The 22,792-nt window shown below is 42.7% G+C and carries 16 protein-coding genes; 5 read left to right on the top strand and 11 right to left on the bottom strand.

The window, feature by feature from the left end; translation table 11 throughout:
- Window positions 1–106: 106 nt before the first annotated feature.
- The 6 genes from PSF67_RS07205 to PSF67_RS07180 form a co-directional block, all read right to left on the bottom strand.
- A complete protein-coding gene (locus tag PSF67_RS07205) occupies window positions 107–1,057 on the bottom strand; it encodes a carbamate kinase family protein (RefSeq protein ID WP_102138770.1) in 951 nt (316 codons plus the stop codon).
- Window positions 1,058–1,138: 81 nt separating this feature from the next.
- Window positions 1,139–2,701 (bottom strand): xanthine permease, encoded by a 1,563-nt coding sequence (locus tag PSF67_RS07200; RefSeq protein WP_102138771.1) that lies wholly within the window; start codon window positions 2,699–2,701, stop codon window positions 1,139–1,141.
- Between the two features lie 269 nt (window positions 2,702–2,970).
- Window positions 2,971–4,386 (bottom strand): DUF1116 domain-containing protein, encoded by a 1,416-nt coding sequence (locus tag PSF67_RS07195; protein ID WP_272676695.1) that lies wholly within the window; start codon window positions 4,384–4,386, stop codon window positions 2,971–2,973.
- The gene (gene fdrA, locus PSF67_RS07190) at window positions 4,386–5,936 is read right to left on the bottom strand and encodes an acyl-CoA synthetase FdrA (RefSeq protein ID WP_272676694.1); all 1,551 of its coding nucleotides are present in this window, start codon (window positions 5,934–5,936) and stop codon (window positions 4,386–4,388) included. Before fdrA ends, PSF67_RS07195 begins: the two co-directional genes overlap by 1 nt.
- Window positions 5,926–6,849, bottom strand: a complete 924-nt coding sequence (locus tag PSF67_RS07185) for a DUF2877 domain-containing protein (RefSeq protein WP_272676693.1) — start codon at window positions 6,847–6,849, stop codon at window positions 5,926–5,928. Before PSF67_RS07185 ends, fdrA begins: the two co-directional genes overlap by 11 nt.
- 35 nt (window positions 6,850–6,884) lie before the next feature.
- Window positions 6,885–7,490 carry an ankyrin repeat domain-containing protein gene (locus PSF67_RS07180; protein ID WP_102138775.1) on the bottom strand — a complete coding sequence of 202 codons (606 nt, stop codon included), beginning with the start codon at window positions 7,488–7,490 and terminating at the stop codon, window positions 6,885–6,887.
- Between the two features lie 594 nt (window positions 7,491–8,084).
- Between PSF67_RS07180 and PSF67_RS07175 the strand changes: the two genes are divergently transcribed.
- Window positions 8,085–9,017: a LysR substrate-binding domain-containing protein gene (locus PSF67_RS07175; RefSeq protein WP_102138776.1), complete on the top strand. Its 933-nt coding sequence runs from the start codon at window positions 8,085–8,087 to the stop codon at window positions 9,015–9,017.
- Between the two features lie 2 nt (window positions 9,018–9,019).
- On the opposite strand, the gene PSF67_RS07170 is transcribed toward PSF67_RS07175, so the two are convergent.
- Together PSF67_RS07170 and PSF67_RS07165 are read right to left on the bottom strand one after the other, a co-directional pair.
- The gene (locus PSF67_RS07170) at window positions 9,020–9,877 is read right to left on the bottom strand and encodes an alpha/beta hydrolase (protein WP_232368215.1); all 858 of its coding nucleotides are present in this window, start codon (window positions 9,875–9,877) and stop codon (window positions 9,020–9,022) included.
- A 101-nt stretch (window positions 9,878–9,978) separates the two neighbouring features.
- Window positions 9,979–12,033: a TonB-dependent receptor domain-containing protein gene (locus PSF67_RS07165; protein ID WP_210848622.1), complete on the bottom strand. Its 2,055-nt coding sequence runs from the start codon at window positions 12,031–12,033 to the stop codon at window positions 9,979–9,981.
- Between the two features lie 264 nt (window positions 12,034–12,297).
- Between PSF67_RS07165 and PSF67_RS07160 the strand changes: the two genes are divergently transcribed.
- The 4 genes from PSF67_RS07160 (at window position 12,298) to PSF67_RS07145 (ending at window position 19,679) form a co-directional block, all read left to right on the top strand.
- Window positions 12,298–13,392, top strand: a complete 1,095-nt coding sequence (locus PSF67_RS07160; RefSeq protein WP_272676692.1) for an efflux RND transporter periplasmic adaptor subunit — start codon at window positions 12,298–12,300, stop codon at window positions 13,390–13,392.
- Entirely contained in the window at window positions 13,389–16,475 is a 3,087-nt protein-coding gene (locus tag PSF67_RS07155; protein ID WP_239978878.1) for an efflux RND transporter permease subunit, read from the top strand. Before PSF67_RS07160 ends, PSF67_RS07155 begins: the two co-directional genes overlap by 4 nt.
- A gap of 491 nt (window positions 16,476–16,966) precedes the next feature.
- On the top strand, window positions 16,967–18,139 hold the full coding sequence (emrA, locus tag PSF67_RS07150; protein WP_181490006.1) for a multidrug efflux MFS transporter periplasmic adaptor subunit EmrA: 1,173 nt from the start codon (window positions 16,967–16,969) through the stop codon (window positions 18,137–18,139).
- 16 nt (window positions 18,140–18,155) lie between these two features.
- On the top strand, window positions 18,156–19,679 hold the full coding sequence (locus PSF67_RS07145) for a DHA2 family efflux MFS transporter permease subunit (protein ID WP_102138781.1): 1,524 nt from the start codon (window positions 18,156–18,158) through the stop codon (window positions 19,677–19,679).
- Between the two features lie 37 nt (window positions 19,680–19,716).
- Here the strand turns inward: PSF67_RS07145 and paaY are convergent, their stop codons facing one another.
- The 3 genes from paaY to paaK form a co-directional block, all read right to left on the bottom strand.
- Window positions 19,717–20,310, bottom strand: coding sequence for a phenylacetic acid degradation protein PaaY (gene paaY / locus PSF67_RS07140; RefSeq protein WP_166266062.1), 594 nt, complete (start codon window positions 20,308–20,310; stop codon window positions 19,717–19,719).
- 22 nt (window positions 20,311–20,332) lie between these two features.
- The gene (gene paaX, locus PSF67_RS07135) at window positions 20,333–21,271 is read right to left on the bottom strand and encodes a phenylacetic acid degradation operon negative regulatory protein PaaX (protein ID WP_102138783.1); all 939 of its coding nucleotides are present in this window, start codon (window positions 21,269–21,271) and stop codon (window positions 20,333–20,335) included.
- 151 nt (window positions 21,272–21,422) lie between these two features.
- Entirely contained in the window at window positions 21,423–22,733 is a 1,311-nt protein-coding gene (gene paaK / locus PSF67_RS07130; protein ID WP_094960845.1) for a phenylacetate--CoA ligase PaaK, read from the bottom strand.
- Window positions 22,734–22,792 lie beyond the last annotated feature (59 nt).

Genomic DNA, 22,792 nt, shown 5'->3' with positions numbered 1-22,792 from the left:
TCCTGTTTTTAAGCGACACTTACCCACTCAGATCGTCATTAAACGATCTGAGGGATACTGCAATTTGCGATTAACAAAAAATTCGCATGATCCAGATTATAGAAACTTACCCTTGAATAATATGGGTTCCCGTTTCACCGCGTAAGGCTTCTGGTAGCTTTTCAGGGGTGGTGATGATCACGCGTTTACCACCATTGGCAATAAACGATAGGCTGGCTTCAATCTTCGGTAACATGCTACCCGCAGGGAAATGGCCTTCTTCCATATAACGCTGCATGTCGCGGGTGCTGGTTTCACCGAGTGCTTTTTGTTCAGGTTTGCCGAAGTGAATACACACTTTTTCGACACCTGTGGTGATAATTAAAATATCGGCATTGAGCTCTTTCGCCAGTAAAGTTGTTGAGAGGTCTTTATCAATCACCGCGTCAACACTTTTGTAGCCACCATTGCCGTTGTCAATGACTGGAATACCACCACCACCTGCAGCAACCACCACATAATTGTGTTCTGTTAAGGTGCGGATAGCTTGTGATTCAATGACTCGTTTTGGTTCGGGGGAGGCCACCACACGGCGGTAACCGCGGCCAGAGTCTTCAACAAAATGCCAGTTTGGGTTTTCTTGCTGCAATTGCTGAGCTTGTTGCTCAGTGAAAAATGCCCCAATCGGCTTGGTAGGCGCGCTAAAGTTTGGGTCGTTTTTATCGACTTCAACTTGTGTCACTACCGTAATCGCTTGTCGGTTATGGCGTTTTGCTAAGACGTTAGTCAGCGCTTGTTGAACTAAATAGCCAATTCCACCTTGCGTATCCGCTACGCAGTTAGCCAGCGGTGTTAACGGCAAACCTTCGGTTTCATGGGCAATCTCAGCACGGCGCAAATCTAATCCAACTTGGGGTCCATTTCCATGGGTCAAAACAATGTTGTAATCGCCTTCCAGCATGTCACTAATATGATGTGCGACTTCTTGAACGGCTTTTTCTTGAGCTTCGATAGACTGGCTGTTGTTATCTTTGATAATACTGTTGCCCCCGATGGCAACAACCACGAGTTCTTTCATTGTTAATGTATCCTGATACAGAGAGTTAACTGAGGGTCGGTGTACTGAGTTGAGTACATCGACCCTGTAAAGTGTGCTGGATTACACTGACTTACTGAGTTTCTCAGATTTTTCAGCTTGTTGCTCTTCCACAGATTTTCGGCTATCTAAAAAGTGCTTGAGTACAAACAAAGCCGCCATCATGAGGTATGCGTAAACAAACATCAAGGTCGAACCGGTGGCAATTCCGACCGCTGGGGAGTGAATAATTCCGAAGAAGACTAATATTGCTCCCGCTGCAGCAGCAATAGCTCCACGCAGTGGCTGGTTGAGGATAGCAAAGATAGCAATACAGCCCCACAACATACTGGCTAAAGGTGCCCCGTTACCTAAATGAACCAGACCTTGGTAATAAACCCCTTTGTGTAACAAGGTTTCAACACCAATTGCACTTGCAGAGGTACCTGCCGCGCCCATAACACTATTAACCATCGTCAATGCCCAGTTAGCAATCCATGGGAACAGGCAGATAAAGATAACGGGGACTTCAATTTTTGGCGTTTCTCGTACCACTTGGTTGGCGGTGACAACCCCGATAAACACCAGTATTGGCACGATAGCGGTCATTGGAATAATCGCTAACATAAAGGCACCGATACCGAATAGTGGGACGATAAACATGGTGATACCGGATGCTAAGGTATAACCCACGCTTGCGCCCATCGCTTTCCAACCCGCGTGACCCACATAAACGGTTACTGGGAATGGGTTACCCAGAAAACAACCGACAGTAGATGATAAGCCGTTAGCTAACATGACTTTACGAGTATTATATTCATCACCAGCAGCATGCGCACTTTCAATATTTTCAAGGTCGAAGATATAGTTTGCTAAGCCAAGTGGCACCGCAGACGCTAAGTAAGGCAGAGCGTGAGGAAGGCCTTGGAAGAAGCTATCAATATGGATACCTGGTGGGTTGAAGCCAAATGATGCCATTGAATCTTTGATTGCTTCTGCACTTTGCAAGCCGGAAGCCCATGCCAGTACGGTACCAGCAATTAGCAGTAATAAGCCTGTTGGGATGCGAGCAAAAATCGGTTTTTTACCAAACCAGTTAATGAAAATTAATAACAGCACAATGAATGAAACCGTTGGTGCTTCAAACGCTTGCAGCATCGGGTTCATCGCCAGTAACAGTAATCCTAAACCGGACAAACAGGATAACAGTACGGTGCGAGGGATCATTTTACGGATGGTTTCACCTAAGAAAGAACCACCGACGAGGATCATTGACTCGACAAAACACCAAACTAGTGCGATTTGGATCGCAAATTCGGCATTCTGTGTTGTCTGGTAGACAGGCATGATGACTAAGAACGTCACCGTAAAGATAGAAGGGGCACTCGGGCCTGATGGAAGAGCTGTTACGTCATCGCGCCCAGTTTGCTTTATCATTTGCTGGCCAAAGTAAGCGTAGCTTACGCTGGCAAGTAAAACAGCGAAACCAAAGGCAGGAGCGATACGGCCGTAAACAATTTCTGATGGGATGCCGACAACGAAAATCAAGAGACCCATCATGGTGAGTAGGTTAGTTAGGTTATTGGTCATTAAGCCGAAGTAGGCGGCCAAATCCCCACGTTTCCATTTAATATTTAGTATACTCATAAGTATTCTCCCATACCCGTCATTACCCATCATACTTTAAGCTGCAACTGTGTTGGCTACACTCGGCTACACAGGTCACATACTGAAGTATGCTCCCTGAGATATCCTCGTTTGCCGCCTTGCTGCAACTTAAATTATTTTGGGTAACTGCTTACTCATTTTAAGCCGCAACAAAGTAGTTTTTGTTTTACTTCTGTATGTAAATAATTTGGGTATTGATATTTTATTATTGCCCAACCGGAGTTGGGCGTCTTTTTTATGATTGAAAACTAAGCATATTTCTGTGCGTAGGCCAACATGGCTTTTTCAAAGCAATCAAACGGCGGGTGAACAATACCTGCCCCAATCATACCGATGCCCGCATCTTTATGGGCAATGGCTGTGTTGATTACAGGTAAAATACCGCTGGCTGAAACCTTCGTAATATCAATAGCGGTAGGGATACCCATAAAGCCCAGTAATGGAATAGTCACGTTCGGGTTCTCACCTAAGGTGATTTCACGCATTTGGCGAGAGAAATCGACCGCTTCTTCTACCGTACCGCCAACGAGTGCCACAATTGCTGGCGCTGTTGCCATAGCAAAACCGCCAATACCGTAGGTTTCTGTGATTGCAGAGTCACCGATATCTAAACCAGAGTCTTCAGGTTTGTAGCCTGCAAACATCGGGCCGATAACTTGCTGAGAAGGTCCTGTGAACCACTGTCCCGGTAACCCACTGATACGTAAGCCAAACTCATAGCCATTACGCGCCATAGTGGTGACAACGGTGCTGTATTCGATACCGTGAGCGGCATCCATCGAAGCTTTACACATCGCCATCCACGTTGGGCCGGAGAAGTAATCGCTGCTTGCAACAAAATCAAAGACTTCTTTTTGCTGCGCGACAGAGAAATCAGTTTGAATGATCCCAGTCGTGAGCGCTTGGATAAGTAAGGTTGTTCCTGCATTGTTACGGTTATGGCACTCATCACCCATATGCAGTGCTTGCGCAAGCATCAAGCGCAGGTCGATTTCACCAACGATTTTCATTGCGTCGCGCAGCATTGGACCTAAGACATCACGCATCCAATTTAATCGGTCAATCACGCTTTGGTCGTTGGCGCCCATACGCAGGATTTTAGCCATTTGCTCACTGAGGTTAGTAAACGCACGGTTGCCATAGGTTTTATTTTCAACAATATGCATAAACATTGATGCTGAAGTGACACCTGCCATTGAGCCAACACAATCGTGTTCATGGCAAGGTGAGAAAATGATTTCCCCCGAGGCCGCAACACGCTCTGCATCGGCTAAATCTTTTGCCAAGCCTTCGAAAACCAGCGCGCCCGTCACCGCACCTTTCATCGCGCCACACATATCTTTCCAAGCAACCGGTGGGCCTGCGTGCAGGATAGTGTTTTTGGTCATGCCTGGAACCACGTTAATCGCTTGGTCGTAACCGATTAACACAGGCTGAGATTGAATAATACGCTCAAGTGCTTGGGCATTAGCCGCTGCAATTTTTTCTTGTAGCGTGGCATTACCTTCAATTTGGTCGAGGGCGCGAATAACCGCAACGTTGCCTTGTCCTGGAGGAGTCCAATTTAAATGAGTGACCGGAACATACTGTTTTTTCAGGTCATCACTGAACATTTCGATGCCAATATTGATGACATTTAATGGCTGCTTAAATAATGAAGTCATTATGCTTTCTCCCCTTTCCATACAAACTCACGCCCTAATAAACCCGTATTGGTGCTGCTACTTGCCCAGATAACACCGGCATCTGTTAGCATTTTGACCTGCGCATCCATCGATGGTGTGTCTTGGTCAGTCCCTAGCACATAGCCTAAAATTTCTAGTTCACGCCCATCTTGTTTGGCAATATTCTTCGCTTCTTTAATCGCGTCGATCATCACGCCGACTGGGTCTTCGTGAGAACCAAAACCTAAAACGAAGTCCATCATAATGACGCCAACTTCAGGGTCGCGAGCCTCTTGTAATAAGCGTTCAATACGGTTGGTAGGGTCGATCATTGGGTGCGGTTTACCGTTGGTAAAGTCGTCATCACCAAAATCGAGGAAGGTGTGTGCAATACTTTTGTTGAGGTCTTTTAAGCGGTAGTCAGGGTTTGGCTGAATATTGCTGTAAACATCATCGTATTTTTCCAAGGCGGCAAACATGGCTTCATCGCATAGCGTTCCACCACAGAATAAGCCACGAATATATTTCTGCTCAGGTTTCAGTTTTGCTCTGACTTCATCAATAAGTGGTAAATTAAGAGGGTGTAAATCTAAATCTTCTTTGCGAATACCGGTTAATAGAACCGCTTTCAGTGCTGCTTCTTTGGTGCTTTGTGCAAAGGTTAGACCCGGCTTATCTTCTGGTAGCGGTTGGCTACCTAAGAAACACACGACAACAGGTTTATGGCATTTTTCCGCTTGTTCTAACACTTTCTTGGCAACGGCAGGAGCTGGTGGCTTAGAAATCAGTGCGATAACTTGGGTTTCATCATCGGCATCGAGCATTTTCAGGGCGTCAATCATCATGATACCGCCAATTTTTTCGCTTAAATCGCGACCACCGGTACCAATTAATTGGGAAACGCCTGCACCAAATTCGTGAATACGGACGCTGAGTTCTTGGCTACCGGTGCCGGATGCACCGATGATGCCAATGCTGCCACGGCGTACATTGTTACCAAAGCACAGCGCAGTACCGTTGATAATGGCGGTTCCGCAGTCTGGGCCCATCATCAGCAAGCCTTTCTTGCTAGCCAGCTGTTTAAGTGCGAGTTCATCTTCAATGGAGACGTTATCGGAAAACAGCATGACATTGAGGTCATTTTCTAATGCAATGCGCGCTTCACGAGCAGCAAACTGGCCATTGACTGAAATGACAGCAAGGTTGGCATCTGGGATATGTGTTTTTGCTGAATTAATGGTGGCGTATTTGGCTTCATGTTGCCCAGCGCCCTGGTTTTTCTTATTAAATAGGTCTTCGATAGCAATTAATGTGGCGTCGTTCGCTTCATCGCTTGGGCCTTTGATGACAATCATTAAATCGCCATTTTTAGCCTCTTCTAATTCAGGGGTTAGTAACCCTAAATTACGTAAAACGCCTTTATTCATCTCTGTAGCCATCGCGACAAACGCTTGCTCAACATTGTCGAGTTGATTGGCTTTTGTCGAAATAGACATCAGTGATACGGAATCAAAATAGGTATTCTTTTTTATGACAACTTTAGTCGACATAGTTTTCTCCGAAATAATGGGTGATATACAGGGCATCTCGCAAGCCAAATAGCATGTCGCTGCCAGAACTCGACCCGATATTTAAAATCTCTAAAATTTGTGGATAAATATCTGTTTCTTTCGCATCAACTAATGATTGAATTAGTTGCTGCATGTTTTCTCGAAATTCTCGGTTTAATGCTTTTTCTAATGTGATGGCACTGATTGGTGTCGTCTGGCCTAGGCTGTGGGTTACTCCTTGATAAAACTCAGGGTAAAAAGTGGCAGCCGGATGACCGGTTAATAATAAAAATGCCATTAACCCAACTAAGTAATCATCTCCTGAAGGTGTTAGCCCGATACCTAATCCAACAAACTGGCGGATCACATGAGTCATGTTTTCTTTATTTTTCTTAATTATTGATTCAATCAATTCAGAGCGTAATTGAACCAATTGTTCTGTCATAGAGAGATAAAAAAAGTTATCCCCCTGATATTTAAATAGAGAATTTTTATTTTCAGTTAAGATTAAATCCAAATTATTTATTTGCTCTTCGATATATAATAAATAATTTGAGTTTTTCAGTTTGTTATCACTAAAGTTGATAACAGGTTGCTGCCATTCTTTACATAAAGAAAATGATATTAAATAATGACTGCCAATCAATATTTCTTTATTAAATAAATAAATGGTTTCTCCTTCTTTAATATCGAAAAGAGAAAAGTCTTTATTGATTAATCGGCAACTATTTGGTGCATTATCTAACTGAGAACAAAGCAAAGTATAAAGTACATTATCAATAGAAAAGTTAATGGCTTTATTAAAGACTTGTTCTACTGTTCCTTGAGGTTGTGGCTGATGCAACAAATTGAGAAAATGTGTATCAGCCGTTAGCCCGTATAACCTTTGCCGATGAGATATGGATGCGTTCACATGCCTCCTTATCCTATTTAGAGTCTATGATTTCGCTATGCGCCTGCGGCAATCAGTAGCTCCACAATTTCGTTGTAACCCTTTTCACGCGCTAACTCTAATGGTTTTTTACCATACTTATCAGTCATGTGTGGGTTTGCACCATGGTCTAATAGCAATTTAACGATTTGCTGTTGTTTTTCGCCACCGTCATTGAGCACGATAGCTTCTAATAGTGGTGTCCAGCCTACAAAGTTAGTGTGGTTGACATTAATATCGGTTTTTTCAAGTAATTCACGAACAATTTCCACGTGGCCTTTTTCACTTGCAGGTGTAATGCCCACACCACCAAAACGGGTTAATAAATCTAAATTTGGTTTTGCAGGTAAGACAATGCGCAACAACGTGAGGTCATCATTAAGGCAGCTTAATAAGAAAGGGTTAAAACATGTTTGGTCTTGTTTATTAATATCGGCCCCTGCATTAATTAGGAAAGAAACACATTCATAATGTTTATTCAGGCTTGCATTAACAATCGCCGTACGGCCTTGGCGGTTGGTGGTATTAATATCCACACCTTTTTCAAGACAACTTTTTAATATTTCTAATTGTCCTTGTTCAGCTGCGGTTAAAAAATCGTGAGCGAGAGTACTAGCGGTCATCATTTTCCCCTTAGGTTGGTTTTTATTACCAACATAGATAAAGACAATTTGAAGATTATTTATGATGTGTAGAGCATAGCAATTGTCATTAATAAAAAGAATCCATTTAAATTTAATTCATCAATGAGGCGTTTGATTGTTGAATTAAATTCAATAATCTGGCTTTTTTGTGCGTATGAGCATCCTTTTTTATCGTTTATTGATGGTTTATGACTATTTTTAGACCCAAATTGTGTGATTTTTTTTGTTAATTAAAATCGAAAATCATGATTTACTCAGTTCTGTGATAGACATCAAATTGAAAGTTTTTAATTTGTTAAATTTGTAATTTTATTGATCTCATCTGTATCGAATGTTAATGCTTGGTTTGCCTATTAAATTCAATAATATTAGGTATTTCGAATATTAATAGTGACGTTAAATGTATGGTTTTTACTTGGGAAAAATATATATCAAATTTAATCTATTCCAGTTGTTAATAATTCTGTTAAGCTATAAAAATATGCTCGAAAAATAATCTGATTTTTGCGTTATTGAATTTTATTCACATAAAAAGATGATTTGTCTAAAATTTAAACACTTTTGGTGGTGGGTATGAACTCAATTTTTACGGAAGAAAACTTACTGACTTACACAACAGCAGCGAAATTTGCGAGTTTTAGTAAAGCCGCGGAAGAATTAGGCGTTACCACCTCCGCGGTAAGTTATACCATCAAACGTATTGAAACTTATTTAGATGTCGCATTGTTCATTCGTAATACCCGTAATATTGAACTCACAGAAGCGGGTTATTATTTTTATCGAAAAGCGACCGATTTGCTTAATAATTTCCATTCCATTCAAAAAAGTATTTATTCCATTGAGCAAGGTATTGAAGCACGGGTGCGTATTTGTATTAATCAGTTATTATATACGCCTTATCATACCGCTAAGTTACTGCAAATATTAAAAAAACAGTTTGCAACCTGCCACATCACCGTGACAACAGAGGTATATAATGGAGTTTGGGATGCCATTATTAATAATCATGCAGATATTGCGATTGGTGCTCCAGGCACGTTGATGGATGGCGGTGGGATTGATTACACTGAAATTGGTGCGATCCATTGGCAATTTGCTATTGCGGCAACTCATCCATTGGCGCTGATGCCAGAGCCCATCGCTGAGAGCCAATTGCGTCTTTATCCAAATATTATGGTAGAGGATACCGCGCATACCATTAATAAGCGGGTGGGGTGGCTACTACATGGGCAGGAAGCAATTCAAGTTCCTGATTTTAATACTAAATGCCAGTGTCAGATACTCGGTGAAGGGATTGGCTTTTTACCTGATTATATGATTAAAGAACATGTTAAACACGGCCTGTTGGTAACAAAACACATTCAGAACCCACGACAAGACTCCCATATGCTATTAGCCACACAACATTCGGCTACTGGACTTGTGACGCAGTGGATCCGCAAAGAATTTGGCGAAAAGGGGGTTTTAGCAGACCTTTACAGCGACCTCCTAAAGCCCATCAATTAGTATTATTGGCTAGCGACATCAAGGGCTTTATCGATGGCATCAGGGATCACTGAACCGTGGTTTTTGCCATCGAATAAGGTAAATTCACAGTGCCTTTGGTGGTTTGCAATCTCAGTGCAAACTTGGCGTGTGCTAATCCAACTTTTGCGCGCTTGGTAATTTTGTACTTGTTCGGCGCTCAATTTGGATAAATCAGGGCTCTCTTCTAAACCGCCTAAAGTCACAAATAGGGGGGAAGCCGTTTGTTTAGCTGTCAGCTTCGCTAAATCCACCATACTTCCTTTACCCCACCATAATGACGGGCTGGCAGACACATAAAACTGAAAATCATCCGGTTGTTGTTGATATGCCATCAAGGTGAATAATCCACCAAATGAATGGCCAAATAGGGTTTGCTTGTTTTTATCAATAGGAAGCCGCTGTTCTGCCCATGGGCGAATAGTGTCAGTTAAAAATTGGTATAGCGCAGGGGAGCCTCCGCCTTGTTTAAATTCGTCACCGGTAACCGGTGGGGTGTAATCGAGCGTTCGCCATGCTTTTGGAAAGGCTTCGTCGATGGGGTAACCAATCCCAATAATAATCGGTAGTTTATCCGCAGGGAGCTTTTCAACTGCGCGATTAACCGCTTTGGGGTATAAGCCATTACCATCAAGCATATACAGGACAGGGCGTTGTGCGGTGACATTATAGGGTACCGCACTGTAAATGCGCAGCGCACGGTCACCGTAGGCCATATCCGTTTGTTGGATATCGTAAAATTGGCTGACTTGCTCATCCATACTTGGGATAGTCTGGCTAGGGCGTGCGAACGCACTGCTTGCCATACATAATAATAAGCTGGAAATTAATAATTTATTCAATACTCGTCATCCTTCAAGCTGCAGGGGTGTTGACTACGCTCAGCAACCCGAATCACATACTTTTGAGGGCATACCTGAAACAGGTACACCCTCAGAGCTAATTAGAAACTAACGTTAACGTTCGCCCAATAGCGGCGTCCGTCTTCAACATCCCAGTTTCCACCACCTTGTGCGTCAATTTTATCGCCTTTTTCATTACCAATATTTAATACCGCAAAGTTGAGTTTGGTATTTTTCAATAATTGATAGGTCGCACCCACATCCATAGTGGTATAGCCATTACGGTAACGAGGGACTGATGCACCATTACGCTGTGCAGCCCAAACTTGTTTTCCTACATATTGCGCACGGGTATACAAGTTGAGGTCTTCGCTAAACTGCCAATCTAATTTCGCATTGGCTAAGTGTTTTGGTGTCTTATCCAAAGGATAGCCTTTTAAAGATTGTCCACTAGTTAGCTTTTCATCATCACTTTTACGTTCTGAGTCGGTATAGGTATAGTTCAAACTCAGCTTCCAATCTTCTATAATTGGAATACCTGTTGCGACTTCAACCCCTTTAATGTTTGCTTTACCCACATTATCATAGGTATACAGTTTTAGGCCTGTAAGTGGGTCAGTTCCACCAGTGTAATAACTGGTTAATTTATTTTTAAAATCAGTATTAAAGAATGTTAAGCTCGCATCAAAGCCTGACTCATGGTTATAGGCAATGCTGATTTCTTCACTGACACTTTTTTCGGGTTTCAGGTCAGGGTTACCATGAATGATGCCTAAGCCTTTTTCAGTAGACGTTCCATAAGTCGGGCTAATTTCACGTAATGTTGGCGCGCGGAATGCAGATGAAACGCCCCCTTTAATGGTTATCTCATCGGTGAGGTAATAGACGGCATAACCTCTTGGGTTCCAGTGGTCGCCATAAAACTCATGGTGATCTAAACGTAACCCACCCGTCAATATCAGATTCTCTGTTGCCGTGAACTCATTTTCTAAGAAGAAAGCGTGTTGTTCCGCGGTCATCTTCGCATTTTCAGTTGTTGATGAACCTGTTGCTGAGGTGTCTTTTAGTTTCGCATACTGAAATTGACCACCAACGGTTAGGATATTGTCCGGCAAAAACGCCACGACTTTTCCATCAACGACAGTATTGGTAATTTCGGGTACTCGTGCGTCATAACGATATTCTGTAATTTTAGTCGCAGGGTCTGTTATGTCTGTTTTGGTTCTTTTTTTCGTATTTTCTTGATAAACACTCAACTCAGTATTGAATGAATCCCAGTCCCCTTTATAGGTTAAAGCAAAATGGTTACGGTCATTATGGATTTCAGAGTGTTTATTTGCTCTTGGCTTACCATTAAACTCACTGGTTGGTGCAAGGGAGTAACCCGGTTTTTCTTCCCTTTCCTGCGTGGTTCTACCCGCTTCTAATAAGAAAGTCTGGTTGTCCATTGGGGTAAATGTCAGTTTTGCGGTTAGGCTCTTATTATCTTTCTTGTGATGGCCATCAGCGATTTTATCTTCCTGGCGATAGTCCCCACCACCATATAATTGCAGGCCGAGTTTATCTTGAATTAATGGGCCTGATAGGTAGAAGTTACCGTCGGTTGAATTACCGCTATCGCTATTTTCTTGGATAATCGCGCCTGTTGTCACACTACCGTGCCATTCATTGGTCACTTTTTTGGTGATGATATTGATAACACCACCCATCGCATCAGAACCATACAGGGAGGACATAGGTCCACGGATCACTTCGATGCGTTCAATCGCTTCGACAGGTGGCATAAAGCCCGCTTCAAAACCACCACTCCCATTTGGACGTGATTCACGGCTATTTTGACGACGCCCATCGACCAATATCAACGTGTATTCGCCGGGTAAGCCACGGATATTAATATCTTGTTTGTTGGCAGCACCAACGATACTTACCCCTTCCACGTCTTTAACCGCATCGGCGAGGTCACGAACAGGTTTATTTTGTAGCTGGTCTGCCGTGATCACAGTCACGCTAGCAGGAGCATCACGCAGTTGTTGCGAGAAGCCTGACGCACTGACGACCATGGTATCTGTTTTACTGTCTGCTGCTGTAGCACTAAATGAAGATAAAGCCGCACAAACACCGGCGGCAATCAGGGTGTAGTGATATTGCGAAGTCATAGTTATCCCTAGGAAATATAAATGAGAATGATAATTATATTGTTTGCGAATATTATCACTAAAACATATCAAAAATAAATAATGGGCTAACTAATTTATGAGCAATATTTGATCTCAGCTAAGAATTTTCACCTACAGTGTTTTCCCCCTTTTTACCATTTTTACCAAGCTTAACGAAAAATTAAGGTTTAACTTTGGTTTATGGTGTTTGGGGATGCGCAAATTTACTCTAGTGCCAACGTTAACTAGAAAAATTTGAATTATATGAAACATACATTTTTAGCCATTTTATGCTGTTTTATTATGGCAGTGGCTCAAGGGGTACAAGCGGAAGAAATACGCTTAAGTGTGACGCATCCGCAAAAAATTAAAGTTGCGGATGCGGTTAGCCTTCCTGGCCAATTTGTGGCGCGAAATGAAATTTCTATCGGTTCGCCATTACAGCAACAAATCGTCACCGCAGTATTTGTGGAAGAAGGGGAGTGGGTGGAGAAAGGCCAATTGCTTGCCACCTTAGAATCGCCAATCCAAAGTGCTGCTGTACAACAATTGAAAGCTGAAATTGATAAGGCCGCGGCTTATATCAAACAGCAAGAAGCACTCAGTAGGCAGTCACAAAGTGAGCTTCAGCGCTTGTCTCCGCTGGCTAAAACAGGAGTTATTTCAGCAAATGACTTTGGAAAAGCAAAAAACGAAGCTGCAGCGCAAAATGCACTTCTCACAGCAAGTCGGGCAGAATTACGCCAATTACAAGCCCAACTAAGGCGTGAGCAAAGCCAAGAAGATAAAGCAAAAATTATTGCGCCCGTTGCAGGTGTGATCAGCGAGCGCCATGCAATGAGCGGTACGCTATCCGATAACACATTGTTATTTAAACTAATCGAAAATAACGAGCTAGAGTTTGAAGCCCTCGCACACCCCTCTGAATTAGCCCGCATCCTTGGGGATAACCCCGTTATGATGAAAGTGAATAACAATACGGTCATTTCGGGAAAACTACGTTATATATCACCCAAAATAGAGGCTTTAACCCAATTAGGAAAAATCAGAGTGACGCTGACCGAACCCGTTCAATCGATGAGATTAGGGGAAACCGGTACGATGACCTATACCAATTCACCGCGTGAATACATATCACTGCCTTATAGTGCGATTCGTACGGAGCCTGATGGTCAACGTTTTATTTTTAGTGTGGCAAATGATGGGCGCGTAGAAAAACAACCCGTCCAAATAGGTAAAATTCAACATGGTCATGTTGAAATATTAAGCCCGTTAGCGGCGAACCTTGACGTGGTGACTTACGCTCAAGCCTTTTTATCTGAAGATGATAAAGTTGTTCCTGTAAGGGCACCGCAATGAAGCTACAGCTATCGTCTTGGGCGATAACGCGTCCAATCCCAACTATTGTGATTTTTTTAGCCCTGACAATCGCTGGGATTTTCTCTTTTAATCAATTACCTATCACTGCGAACCCAGTGATTACCTTTCCGATTGTTACGGTTACTGTCACACAGGATGGCTCATCACCGACAGAGTTAGAAAATGCCGTCACAAAGCGAGTTGAACGCGCAGTTTCTGGGATCCCCGGTATCCGCCATATTACCTCATCGATTAGTGAAGGCGCATCAACGACAACCATTGAATTTGATTTAAGTGTTGATGCCCATGTCGCCACTAACGATGTACGTGAACAAATTGGGCAAATTCGTGGGGAATTGCCACAAACTATCGACGAACCGTTAATTAACCGTATTGATGTCGAAGGCGGGGCGATTTTACGTTATGCCGTTTCATCTGAAACCGAATCTATCGCCGATTTGTCTTGGTTTGTCGATGACACCGTGAGTAAGCAGTTGATTACTGTGCCAGGGGTGCAAAAGGTCAGTCGGTTAGGGGATACAGAGCGAGTAATTCGCATTGAGCCGGACGCAGATAAACTCGCTGCAATGCAGTTATCGATAGCGAGTATCAATGAAATATTAAAAAATAATCATCAGAATTCTGCTGGAGGAAACGCAAAATACAATCGGTTACAGCATACCATTCGTGTTTTAGGGGAAAAACAGGCAGTAGATGATATTAAAAACATCATGCTACCCATTGATAACCAAAAATCTGTCAGGTTGGGGGAAATCGCTAATATTTATGATGGCCATAAAAATGTGAAATCTATTTCGCAACTTGATGGTAAAGAGGTTGTCGGGTTTGCGGTATATCGTGCAAAAGGTTCTAGTGATACCAAGGTAGCTCAGGGCGTTGCACAAGCACTGGAAAAGCTACAAAAAGCCAACCCAAATGTTGAAATAAGCTTGGTTTCATCGACGGTCAAATATACGGAATCGAGCTTTACGCTAACGATTCAAACCTTATTAGAAGGGGCCTTTTTAACCATCGTTATCGTATTTTTCTTTTTGAAAAGCTGGCGAGCCACTTTGGTGGCAGCAGTGGCATTGCCTCTATCGATATTACCGACCTTTTTTATTTTGATGTTATTTGATTACAGCTTAAATAGCATCACATTACTGGCCCTGACGTTAGTGATTGGCATCTTAGTGGATGATGCGATTGTTGAAATTGAAAATATCCAAAAATATATTGAACGCGGTGAGCGGCCGTATCTTGCTGCATTGAAAGCCTCTGATGCAATAGGTTTTGCGATTGTTGCCATTACGCTAACGATTGTCGCGGTATTTTTACCCGTTAGCTTTATTGGCGGCTTTGTGGGGCAATATTTTGTACCATTCGGCATTACCGTTTCTGCCGCTGTGTTGTCTTCCTTGTTGGTGGCAAGGTTAGTTACGCCATTAATGGCAGCCTATGTATTATTGCCACAAAAAGGTGCCCATGAAGGCGTTAAAACAGCAAATTGGATAGCGCGTTATACCCGTTTTTTATCGATGACACTAAAACACCGTAAGTTCGCATCAATGCTAGCTGGTGGGTTTCTGTTTGGTTCAGTGGCGATAACCAGTTTTTTGCCTGTGGGGTTCATGCCAGATGGTGATATCAGTGTTAGCCAAATTAATATTGAGCTGCCACCGGGAACGCCTGTTGAGCAAACGCAGAAAAAAATTAATGAAATTGCCAAACAGCTAAAAGATAGGCCGGAAATTTTATCGGCCTACTCGATTGCCGGAATTGCGGATGACTCAGAAGGTGTTGCTCAGCACAAAGGCGAAATGATTTTAACCTTAACTGAGCCCAGTGAGCGTGAATTATCACAAAAAGAATTTGAGCTGGCTATCTCTGAGTGGTTAAGCCAAAAAACGGATGCACGTTACACTTTCAGCAACAGTAATGGGGGAAAAGAATTTTCGTTAATGTTTACAGGGAGTGACCCTGAACAACTCGAAAAATCGATGCAAAAATTGCGCGAGGCAATGGCAAAAATTGATGGGTTTAAAAATGTCCAAGTTATGAAACCGTTATTGCGTAAAGAATTGATTGTTAAACCTAATGTGGTAGATGTTGCCCGAACAGGCGTCAGTGTGGAAGAGATTGCAAACACACTACGCATTGCGACTATGGGGGAGGCAAATTCACGTAGCGCTAAGTTTAATCTGCCAGATAGGCAATTAGCCGTACAGGTGATTTTACCGGAGTCCCAGCAAAATAATATTGATGTGCTGAATAATTTATATGTAAGAAGCCAAAATGGGCAAAACGTCCCGATTAAATCTGTTGCTAATATTGACTCCAGTGATGGCCCTTCCCAGATTGAGCGAATTAATCGCCAAAGACAGATGTCGATAGAAGCCAATTTGGAAGGGCTCACATTAGGGGAAGCGTTAGATATTGTGGCGCAACTTCCTGAGTATCAACAACTGCCACACAGTATTTCCCAAGTGGAATACGGTGATATGGAATATATGATTGATATGTTCGAACGCTTTGGCACTACGATGGTATTCAGTGTGTTACTGGTTTTCGCTATTTTAATCGTATTGTTTAAAGATTTTATTCAGCCGATTACCATACTGGTTGCCTTACCCTTTTCGATTGGCGGGGCAATTATAGCTTTAGTGTTATACGGTGCGATGATCGATTTACCTGTCATTATTGGTATTTTAATGCTGATGGGGATTGTGACGAAAAACTCGATTTTGCTGGTGGAATTCATTCTTGAAAAACAACGTTCAGGTATGGCGCGAGAAAAAGCGATTATTGAGGCAGGACAAGAGCGTATTCGGCCCATTATTATGACGACCTTTGCCATGATTGCAGGGATGATCCCCCTAGTACTAACAAGTGGGGCAGACGCAGGGTTTCGAGCCCCTATGGCCATCGCTGTGATTGGCGGCTTGTTAAGCTCCACGATCCTTAGCTTGTTGTTTGTCCCTGTGATTTATAGCTTGATGGATGATTTAAAACGTAAATTATTACCTCAGCTCGCCAAATTAACCTCAGTGACAAAAGAAGACCGCAATATTAAGCACTGGTAAAGGGATAAAAGCTGGCCGAAAGGCCAGCAATGACTCACGTACTTTGTTACTCTGTTAAGCATCGTATTGATGAGGCCAAAAATGAAAATCGAGACGATTAATTATATTAAAAAGCAAGCGGCAGCCCGTGATCAAAAATTAAAATCTCAAGTTAATAAATCATAAATATAGCCTAATAAATAGGGTTATTACATCAAAAAAAGAATATCAATAATTGAATGACTAATTGCTATCAAAAATAAATGTTATTTAATGTTTTTTATTTTTAATTCTTATCATTAATCTAATTAGGAACGGATTTGATTAAATTGATAATAAAAATCAATTTAACACCTAACTCAGTTTGTTTATAATTACTTGTTTTATATCAATGCATTAATGGTTTTTCGTTGGAATTGATTTAATTGTAAATTATTAGCTATTGCTTTATTACATATACTTCGTGAATATAGAGGGAGAATTAATATTGATTTCAGACCTTGAGAGTTATTATGAGTCAAGATACCCATTCAGAAATACACAATCAAAAAACGACGAATGAAAAACGTAGAACAATATGGATGGTGGTAGCCACAATAATTATCGTTCTATTATTTGTAGCCTATGGTGTTTATTGGTTTTTAGTTTTACGCTTTCAAGAATATACCGATGACGCTTATGTATCCGGTTTGCAGATCCCGATAGTTGCGCAAACAACGGGTAATGTGACTCAAGTTAACTTTGAAAATACTGACTTGGTAAAAGCGGGTGACGTATTGGTTGTATTGGATAAAACTAATGCCCGATTAGCATTTGAACAAGCCAAACATGATTTAGCAACAACTGTGCGCAAAACCAAAGAGCTGTATATCAATGGTGATGAGTATCAAGCGCAAATTCAAAAAAACCGGGTGACACTTGCGCAAGCGCAAAAAGATTATCAACGTCGTGTGGCGCTAGGGCGTAGCGGTACTATTTCGAAGGAAGACCTACAGCATTCGCAAGAAGCCGTACAACTTGCGCAGGCGGCTCTGGATATTTCTATTCAACAATATAATGCCAACCGTGCATTGCTGCGTAACACGGAGCTTAAAAAGCAACCGGCAATTCAGCAAGCGGCTGATAGCGTACGCAGTGCGTGGATAAACTTACAACGTACTGAAATTAAAAGCCCGATGACGGGGTATGTTTCACGGCGTAATGTTCAAGTCGGTTCTCAAGTCAGCCCACAGAGCTCTTTAATGGCCATTGTGCCTGTTCAGCCTGTTTGGGTAGATGCAAACTTCAAAGAAACCCAACTGGAAAAAGTCCGTATTGGGCAACCCGTGACTATCAATAGTGATTTTTACGGAGAGGATATTGTTTATAACGGCACTGTTGTTGGGCTTGATATGGGAACCGGTAGTGCTTTTTCATTATTACCCGCTCAAAATGCAACCGGGAACTGGATTAAGGTGGTACAGCGTTTGCCTGTACGTGTTGAATTAGACCCTGAGCAGGTGGCGAAACACCCACTGCGCATTGGGTTGTCCATGAATGTCACGATAGATATTAAAGACCAAAATGGCCCTGTTTTAGCGGAAGTTCAGCGTACAGTACCGGCATTTGAAAGTGATGTGTTGGTCTTAAACTTAAGTGATGTCGACCACATCATCGACACCATTATCAGCGATAACGCAGACTAGCTTGAAAGGAGCCGTTGTGGCAGATATTCAACCACTTAAGGGTGCAAAACTGGTATGGGCAACCATTGCGTTGTCCCTTGCAACTTTCATGCAGGTGCTTGATTCCACGATTGCTAACGTGGCTATCCCGACGATTGCCGGTGATCTCGGGGTTTCCATGTCACAAGGAACATGGGTCATTACCTCGTTTGGCGTATCGAATGCGATTTCTATTGCGATTTCAGGTTACCTCGCGAAGCGTTTTGGTGAAATCCGTGTTTTCTTATGGGCAACGGCACTTTTCACATTATTTTCATTACTTTGTGGGTTTTCCGATAGCCTTGGTATGCTGATTTTATACCGCGTATTGCAAGGGGCTGTTGCAGGGCCGGTGATCCCGCTTTCGCAAAGCCTTATTATGCGTTGCTACCCGCCGAAAATGCAAAATATGGCGTTAGCATTTTGGTCGATGACCATCATTTTAGCTCCAGTGTTCGGTCCTATTTTCGGTGGTTATATTAGTGATAATTTCCATTGGGGCTGGATATTCTTTATGAATGTGCCTTTGGGAATTTTCGTCATTATTGTTGGCTCTATTATCCTAAAAGGGATGGAGTCGAAGATCGTGAAAGTCCCATTCAATGTGATTGGTTTGGCGCTACTTTCGGTGGGCGTTGGTTGCTTACAAGTTCTGCTCGACAAAGGTAAGGAGCTGGGATGGTTGGCGTCTAATGAAATTGTTATCTTAGCCGTTGTTTCAGCGATTGCATTGGTTTTCCTCGTAATCTGGGAACTCACTGACAAAAACCCAATTGTCGAATTATCGTTATTTAAATCGCGCAATTTTACCATCGGAACTATTTCTGTCAGTTTGGCATATATGGCCTATTTCGGCGCTATTGTATTGTTGCCGCAGCTCTTACAAGAAGTGTATGGCTATACGGCAACATGGGCAGGGTTAGCATTGGCACCCATTGGTTTATTGCCTGTGTTGTTCTCGGCTCCAGTGGCAAAATTATCCGATTTTCTCGATATCCGCTGGATAGTGACCTTTAGCTTTGTATTTTATGCAATTTGTTTCTTCTGGCGCGCGTATACGTTTGAACCGGATATGGGCTTTTCTGCTGTGGTTTGGCCGCAACTGGTGCAAGGGATGGCGGTGGCTTGCTTCTTTATGCCACTGACCACATTAACCCTTTCTGGCCTACCGCCCGAAAAACTCGCTTCAGCGTCGAGTTTAGCCAACTTCTTCCGTACCTTAGCGGGTTCAATAGGGACTTCCATTACCACAACGCTGTGGAGCGATAGAGAAGCCGTACATCATAGCCAATTAACGGAATTTATTACCGATTACAATCCTGAGTCTTTAGGGATGTATCAAGAAATGGCCGCTCATGGGCTGAGTACCGAACAGACTTCCGGTTTTATTGCTCAGCAAATTACTAGCCAAGGGTTAATTATTGCTGCAAATGAGATCTTCTGGTTATGCGGTTGGGTATTTATTGCGCTGATTATTACCGTTTGGTTTGCTAAGCCACCATTTGGCAGTAAAGCGAAATAATTAATGGATGGGGCTAAGTATTATAGCCCCATCTAGCTTATAGCTGGGATTTAGGAATAATATTCTCAAAACTTAGGGTTGGCCGGTTTGTTTCGACTTCTTTGAGCGGCTCGACTTCTTTAAACGTGTTTAAGCAGCGCGTGACTAAGTTTTGATAATCTTTAGTTCCGCTGGTTTTCCATGCAATTTCTTTTTCTGATAATGTGCGAAGTACTTTTGCAGGCGTACCAACGATAAGACTATTATCAGCAAATATCGCCTCGGCTTTGATAAAGGCGCAAGCACCGACAATCGAGTTTTCGCCAATTACTGCTCCATCCATAATCACACTGTTCATCCCGACTAAAGCATTACGCTTGATATGGCAGCCATGTAAGATAGCCCCATGGCCAATATGCCCATTTTCCTCGACGATCGTTTCATACTGTGGGAAACCGTGCATGACACAATTATCTTGCACGTTTGCGCCATCTTTGATGATCAATCGGCCAAAATCGCCACGTAAACTGGCATTTGGGCCAATATAGACATTTTTACCAATAATAACATCTCCAATCACTACCGCAGTAGGGTGGACAAAACTTTCAGGGCTGACGACTGGCGTAATGCCATCGATTTGATAAAAAGGCATATGGGCTCCTGTAATAGAGGTTTTAGGCCGCGAGCTCTCGGAGTACACCACCAAAGCGGCGATAGTAAGCGCTGGATGGTTGAGGAAGTTCACCAACCGTACTTTCGCACTGTTCAGAAACGTATTGGGTCGCGGCTTGGTCGATACGCTGATAAATATTGGTGCAAAGGTGGCGTGCAATATGACCTTCCCATTGTGTGGGAAGGAGCTCGTCTGGCAATAATGGGTCTTTTAACGTGACACGACGATAGAAATGGATCAGCAATAAACGTAATTGAAAGCTGTGTTCCGGGGAAATTTGCGCATCAATATTTTCTTTAAGCAGTAATGCGAGTGGCCTAAATAATGAAATAAACTGGTGATAGTGTTCTGAAATTTCTTGCAAAGACCAAGCATGGGAAACCAGTTCTTTGAGGTTTTTTTCTGAGCGGCTATAGGGGTAATCTGCGTGAAAATAAATTGTATTTTCAGTCGCATTGAGTTCATTGAGTAGCGTAGCTACATCACTTTGTGCACAGCTTGGTGCCGCCATGAGTGAGGTATTAAATTGCCCGAAACCGAGCCAACTAAGTTCCTTTTTTAGCCTGATTTTTTCATCTTTTTCAGCGGTTTCAAGAAGGAGTAAATCCCACTTTCCATCCCAATCAGGTTGTTCTGCGAGATAAATTTTATTTTCTGCACGGCGAAATCGGCTTTGCCCGCGCTCAGAAATACGGTAATAGCTGCGACGGCCGATTTTTTCTGTATCAAGCCAACCTTCTTTTTGTAAGCGGAAAACAGACGTTCGGACAAAACGATCAGTAAAACCCATCGGCTCTAACAGCTTAGTTAAGCTTCCTAACCACACTTCGCCACCACGATGGTGCAAAGCATCACCATATAGTGAGCTAATTAAAGAGGTGCCGCTAATAGGTTGGCTTGCTATTGCATGTTGTATGAATTGGTTAAGTTTATTTTCCATTTATATTTCATCTATAAAATTTATGTATCAGAAGGCTTACTGAATAGTAGACATAAATTTAAAGGTTGTCTTCCATTACCTGTTTTAAACACTTTCTCAGAGATTAAGGCATATCAGAGTAGTTCATTCCAATATGCCTTGATAATTTGAATTAAATCGCAATTCTAGTATCAATTACTCGTTCTGCTTTGCCTTGAGAACGGGGGATATCACCGCAATTTACAATACTAATACGGGTGCTAATACCCACCATCGATTTGATTCGGTGCTTTAAATGGTGGCAGATATTACAGCGTTCATCATAAGTGAGCTGTTCAGGGTGTTTGAGCTCAACACGGACAGATAAATTGTCCATATTGCCTTGGCGACCAATCTCTAATTGGTAATGAGGAGAAAGTTCCTTAAATTGCATGATTTGTTCTTCAATCTGAGAAGGGAACACATTCACGCCGCGAATAATCATCATGTCATCTGAACGACCGGTGATTTTACCAATTCGACGCATATTACGGTTGACCCCTTGCATGAGGTGGGTGAGGTCGCGAGTTCGGTAACGGATAACAGGCATAGCTTCTTTTGTAAGGGTAGTAAACACTAACTCACCATGCTCACCCGCCCCTAATGTTTTTAAGGTATTGGGGGAAATAATTTCTGGATAAAAATGGTCTTCCCAAATCGTTGGGCCGCTCTCGCCTGAATCCGCGCACTCCATAGCAACACCGGGCCCCATTACTTCAGATAAACCATAAATGTCTAATGCTTTGATACCAAGGCGGGTTTCAATTTCAGTTCTGAGGGATTCAGTCCAAGGTTCTGCACCAAATACGCCTAATCTAAGTGAGCACTTACTAGCATCTCCACCCATGATTTTCTCAAGTTCATCAATAATACTTAAGCAGTACGATGGGGTTACCATGATCACATCGGGTTTGAAATCCGCGATTAGTTGCGCTTGTTTTTCAGTTTGCCCACCAGACATAGGAATAACTGCGGCTCCTAGGCGCTCCGCACCATAGTGGGCACCTAGCCCTCCGGTGAATAAGCCATAGCCGTAAGCAACATGGACTTTATCGCCTCGGACAGTGCCTGCAGAGCGTAAACTACGTGCGATCAGGTCAGCCCAGTTATCGATGTCTCGTTGGGTGTAACCCACCACCGTTGGGCGGCCAGTAGTTCCCGAAGAGGCGTGAATACGGATGATTTGGTCCATTGGCACGGCAAAGGTGCTAAATGGGTAGTTTTCACGTAAATCCTGTTTGGTCGTGTAAGGGAATTTTTCGATATCACTCAGTTGTTTGAAATCGTCAGGGTGTACACCCGCATCATCGAATTTTTTACGATACATGGGTACATTTTCATAGGCGTGAGTGAGTGTCCACTTCATTCGAGAATACTGTAAAGACTCGATCTCATCCCGCGATGCAAATTCAATTGGGTCGATGCTATCTTGTATATTGCTCATAATTGCCTGTCCTCATAATTATTATGGTTACCAGTTCACGCTAATCAATGACGTTCCTG

Origin of the sequence: Providencia sp. PROV076 (assembly GCF_028483405.1) — a bacterium.
GTDB classification, from domain to species: Bacteria; Pseudomonadota; Gammaproteobacteria; order Enterobacterales; family Enterobacteriaceae; genus Providencia; species Providencia huaxiensis.
This window is presented reverse-complemented; position numbering and strand designations above follow the sequence as displayed.

What these genes read in the sequence shown, in the direction of transcription:
- PSF67_RS07205 (WP_102138770.1), bottom strand. Translation starts at nt 1,057, where the DNA reads ATGAAAGAACTCGTGGTTGTTGCCATCGGGGGCAACAGTATTATCAAA.
- PSF67_RS07200 (WP_102138771.1), bottom strand. Translation starts at nt 2,701, where the DNA reads ATGAGTATACTAAATATTAAATGGAAACGTGGGGATTTGGCCGCCTAC.
- PSF67_RS07195 (WP_272676695.1), bottom strand. Translation starts at nt 4,386, where the DNA reads ATGACTTCATTATTTAAGCAGCCATTAAATGTCATCAATATTGGCATC.
- fdrA (WP_272676694.1), bottom strand. Translation starts at nt 5,936, where the DNA reads ATGTCGACTAAAGTTGTCATAAAAAAGAATACCTATTTTGATTCCGTA.
- PSF67_RS07180 (WP_102138775.1), bottom strand. Translation starts at nt 7,490, where the DNA reads ATGACCGCTAGTACTCTCGCTCACGATTTTTTAACCGCAGCTGAACAA.
- PSF67_RS07175 (WP_102138776.1), top strand. Translation starts at nt 8,085, where the DNA reads ATGAACTCAATTTTTACGGAAGAAAACTTACTGACTTACACAACAGCA.
- PSF67_RS07165 (WP_210848622.1), bottom strand. Translation starts at nt 12,033, where the DNA reads ATGACTTCGCAATATCACTACACCCTGATTGCCGCCGGTGTTTGTGCG.
- PSF67_RS07160 (WP_272676692.1), top strand. Translation starts at nt 12,298, where the DNA reads ATGAAACATACATTTTTAGCCATTTTATGCTGTTTTATTATGGCAGTG.
- PSF67_RS07155 (WP_239978878.1), top strand. Translation starts at nt 13,389, where the DNA reads ATGAAGCTACAGCTATCGTCTTGGGCGATAACGCGTCCAATCCCAACT.
- emrA (WP_181490006.1), top strand. Translation starts at nt 16,967, where the DNA reads ATGAGTCAAGATACCCATTCAGAAATACACAATCAAAAAACGACGAAT.
- paaY (WP_166266062.1), bottom strand. Translation starts at nt 20,310, where the DNA reads ATGCCTTTTTATCAAATCGATGGCATTACGCCAGTCGTCAGCCCTGAA.
- paaX (WP_102138783.1), bottom strand. Translation starts at nt 21,271, where the DNA reads ATGGAAAATAAACTTAACCAATTCATACAACATGCAATAGCAAGCCAA.
- paaK (WP_094960845.1), bottom strand. Translation starts at nt 22,733, where the DNA reads ATGAGCAATATACAAGATAGCATCGACCCAATTGAATTTGCATCGCGG.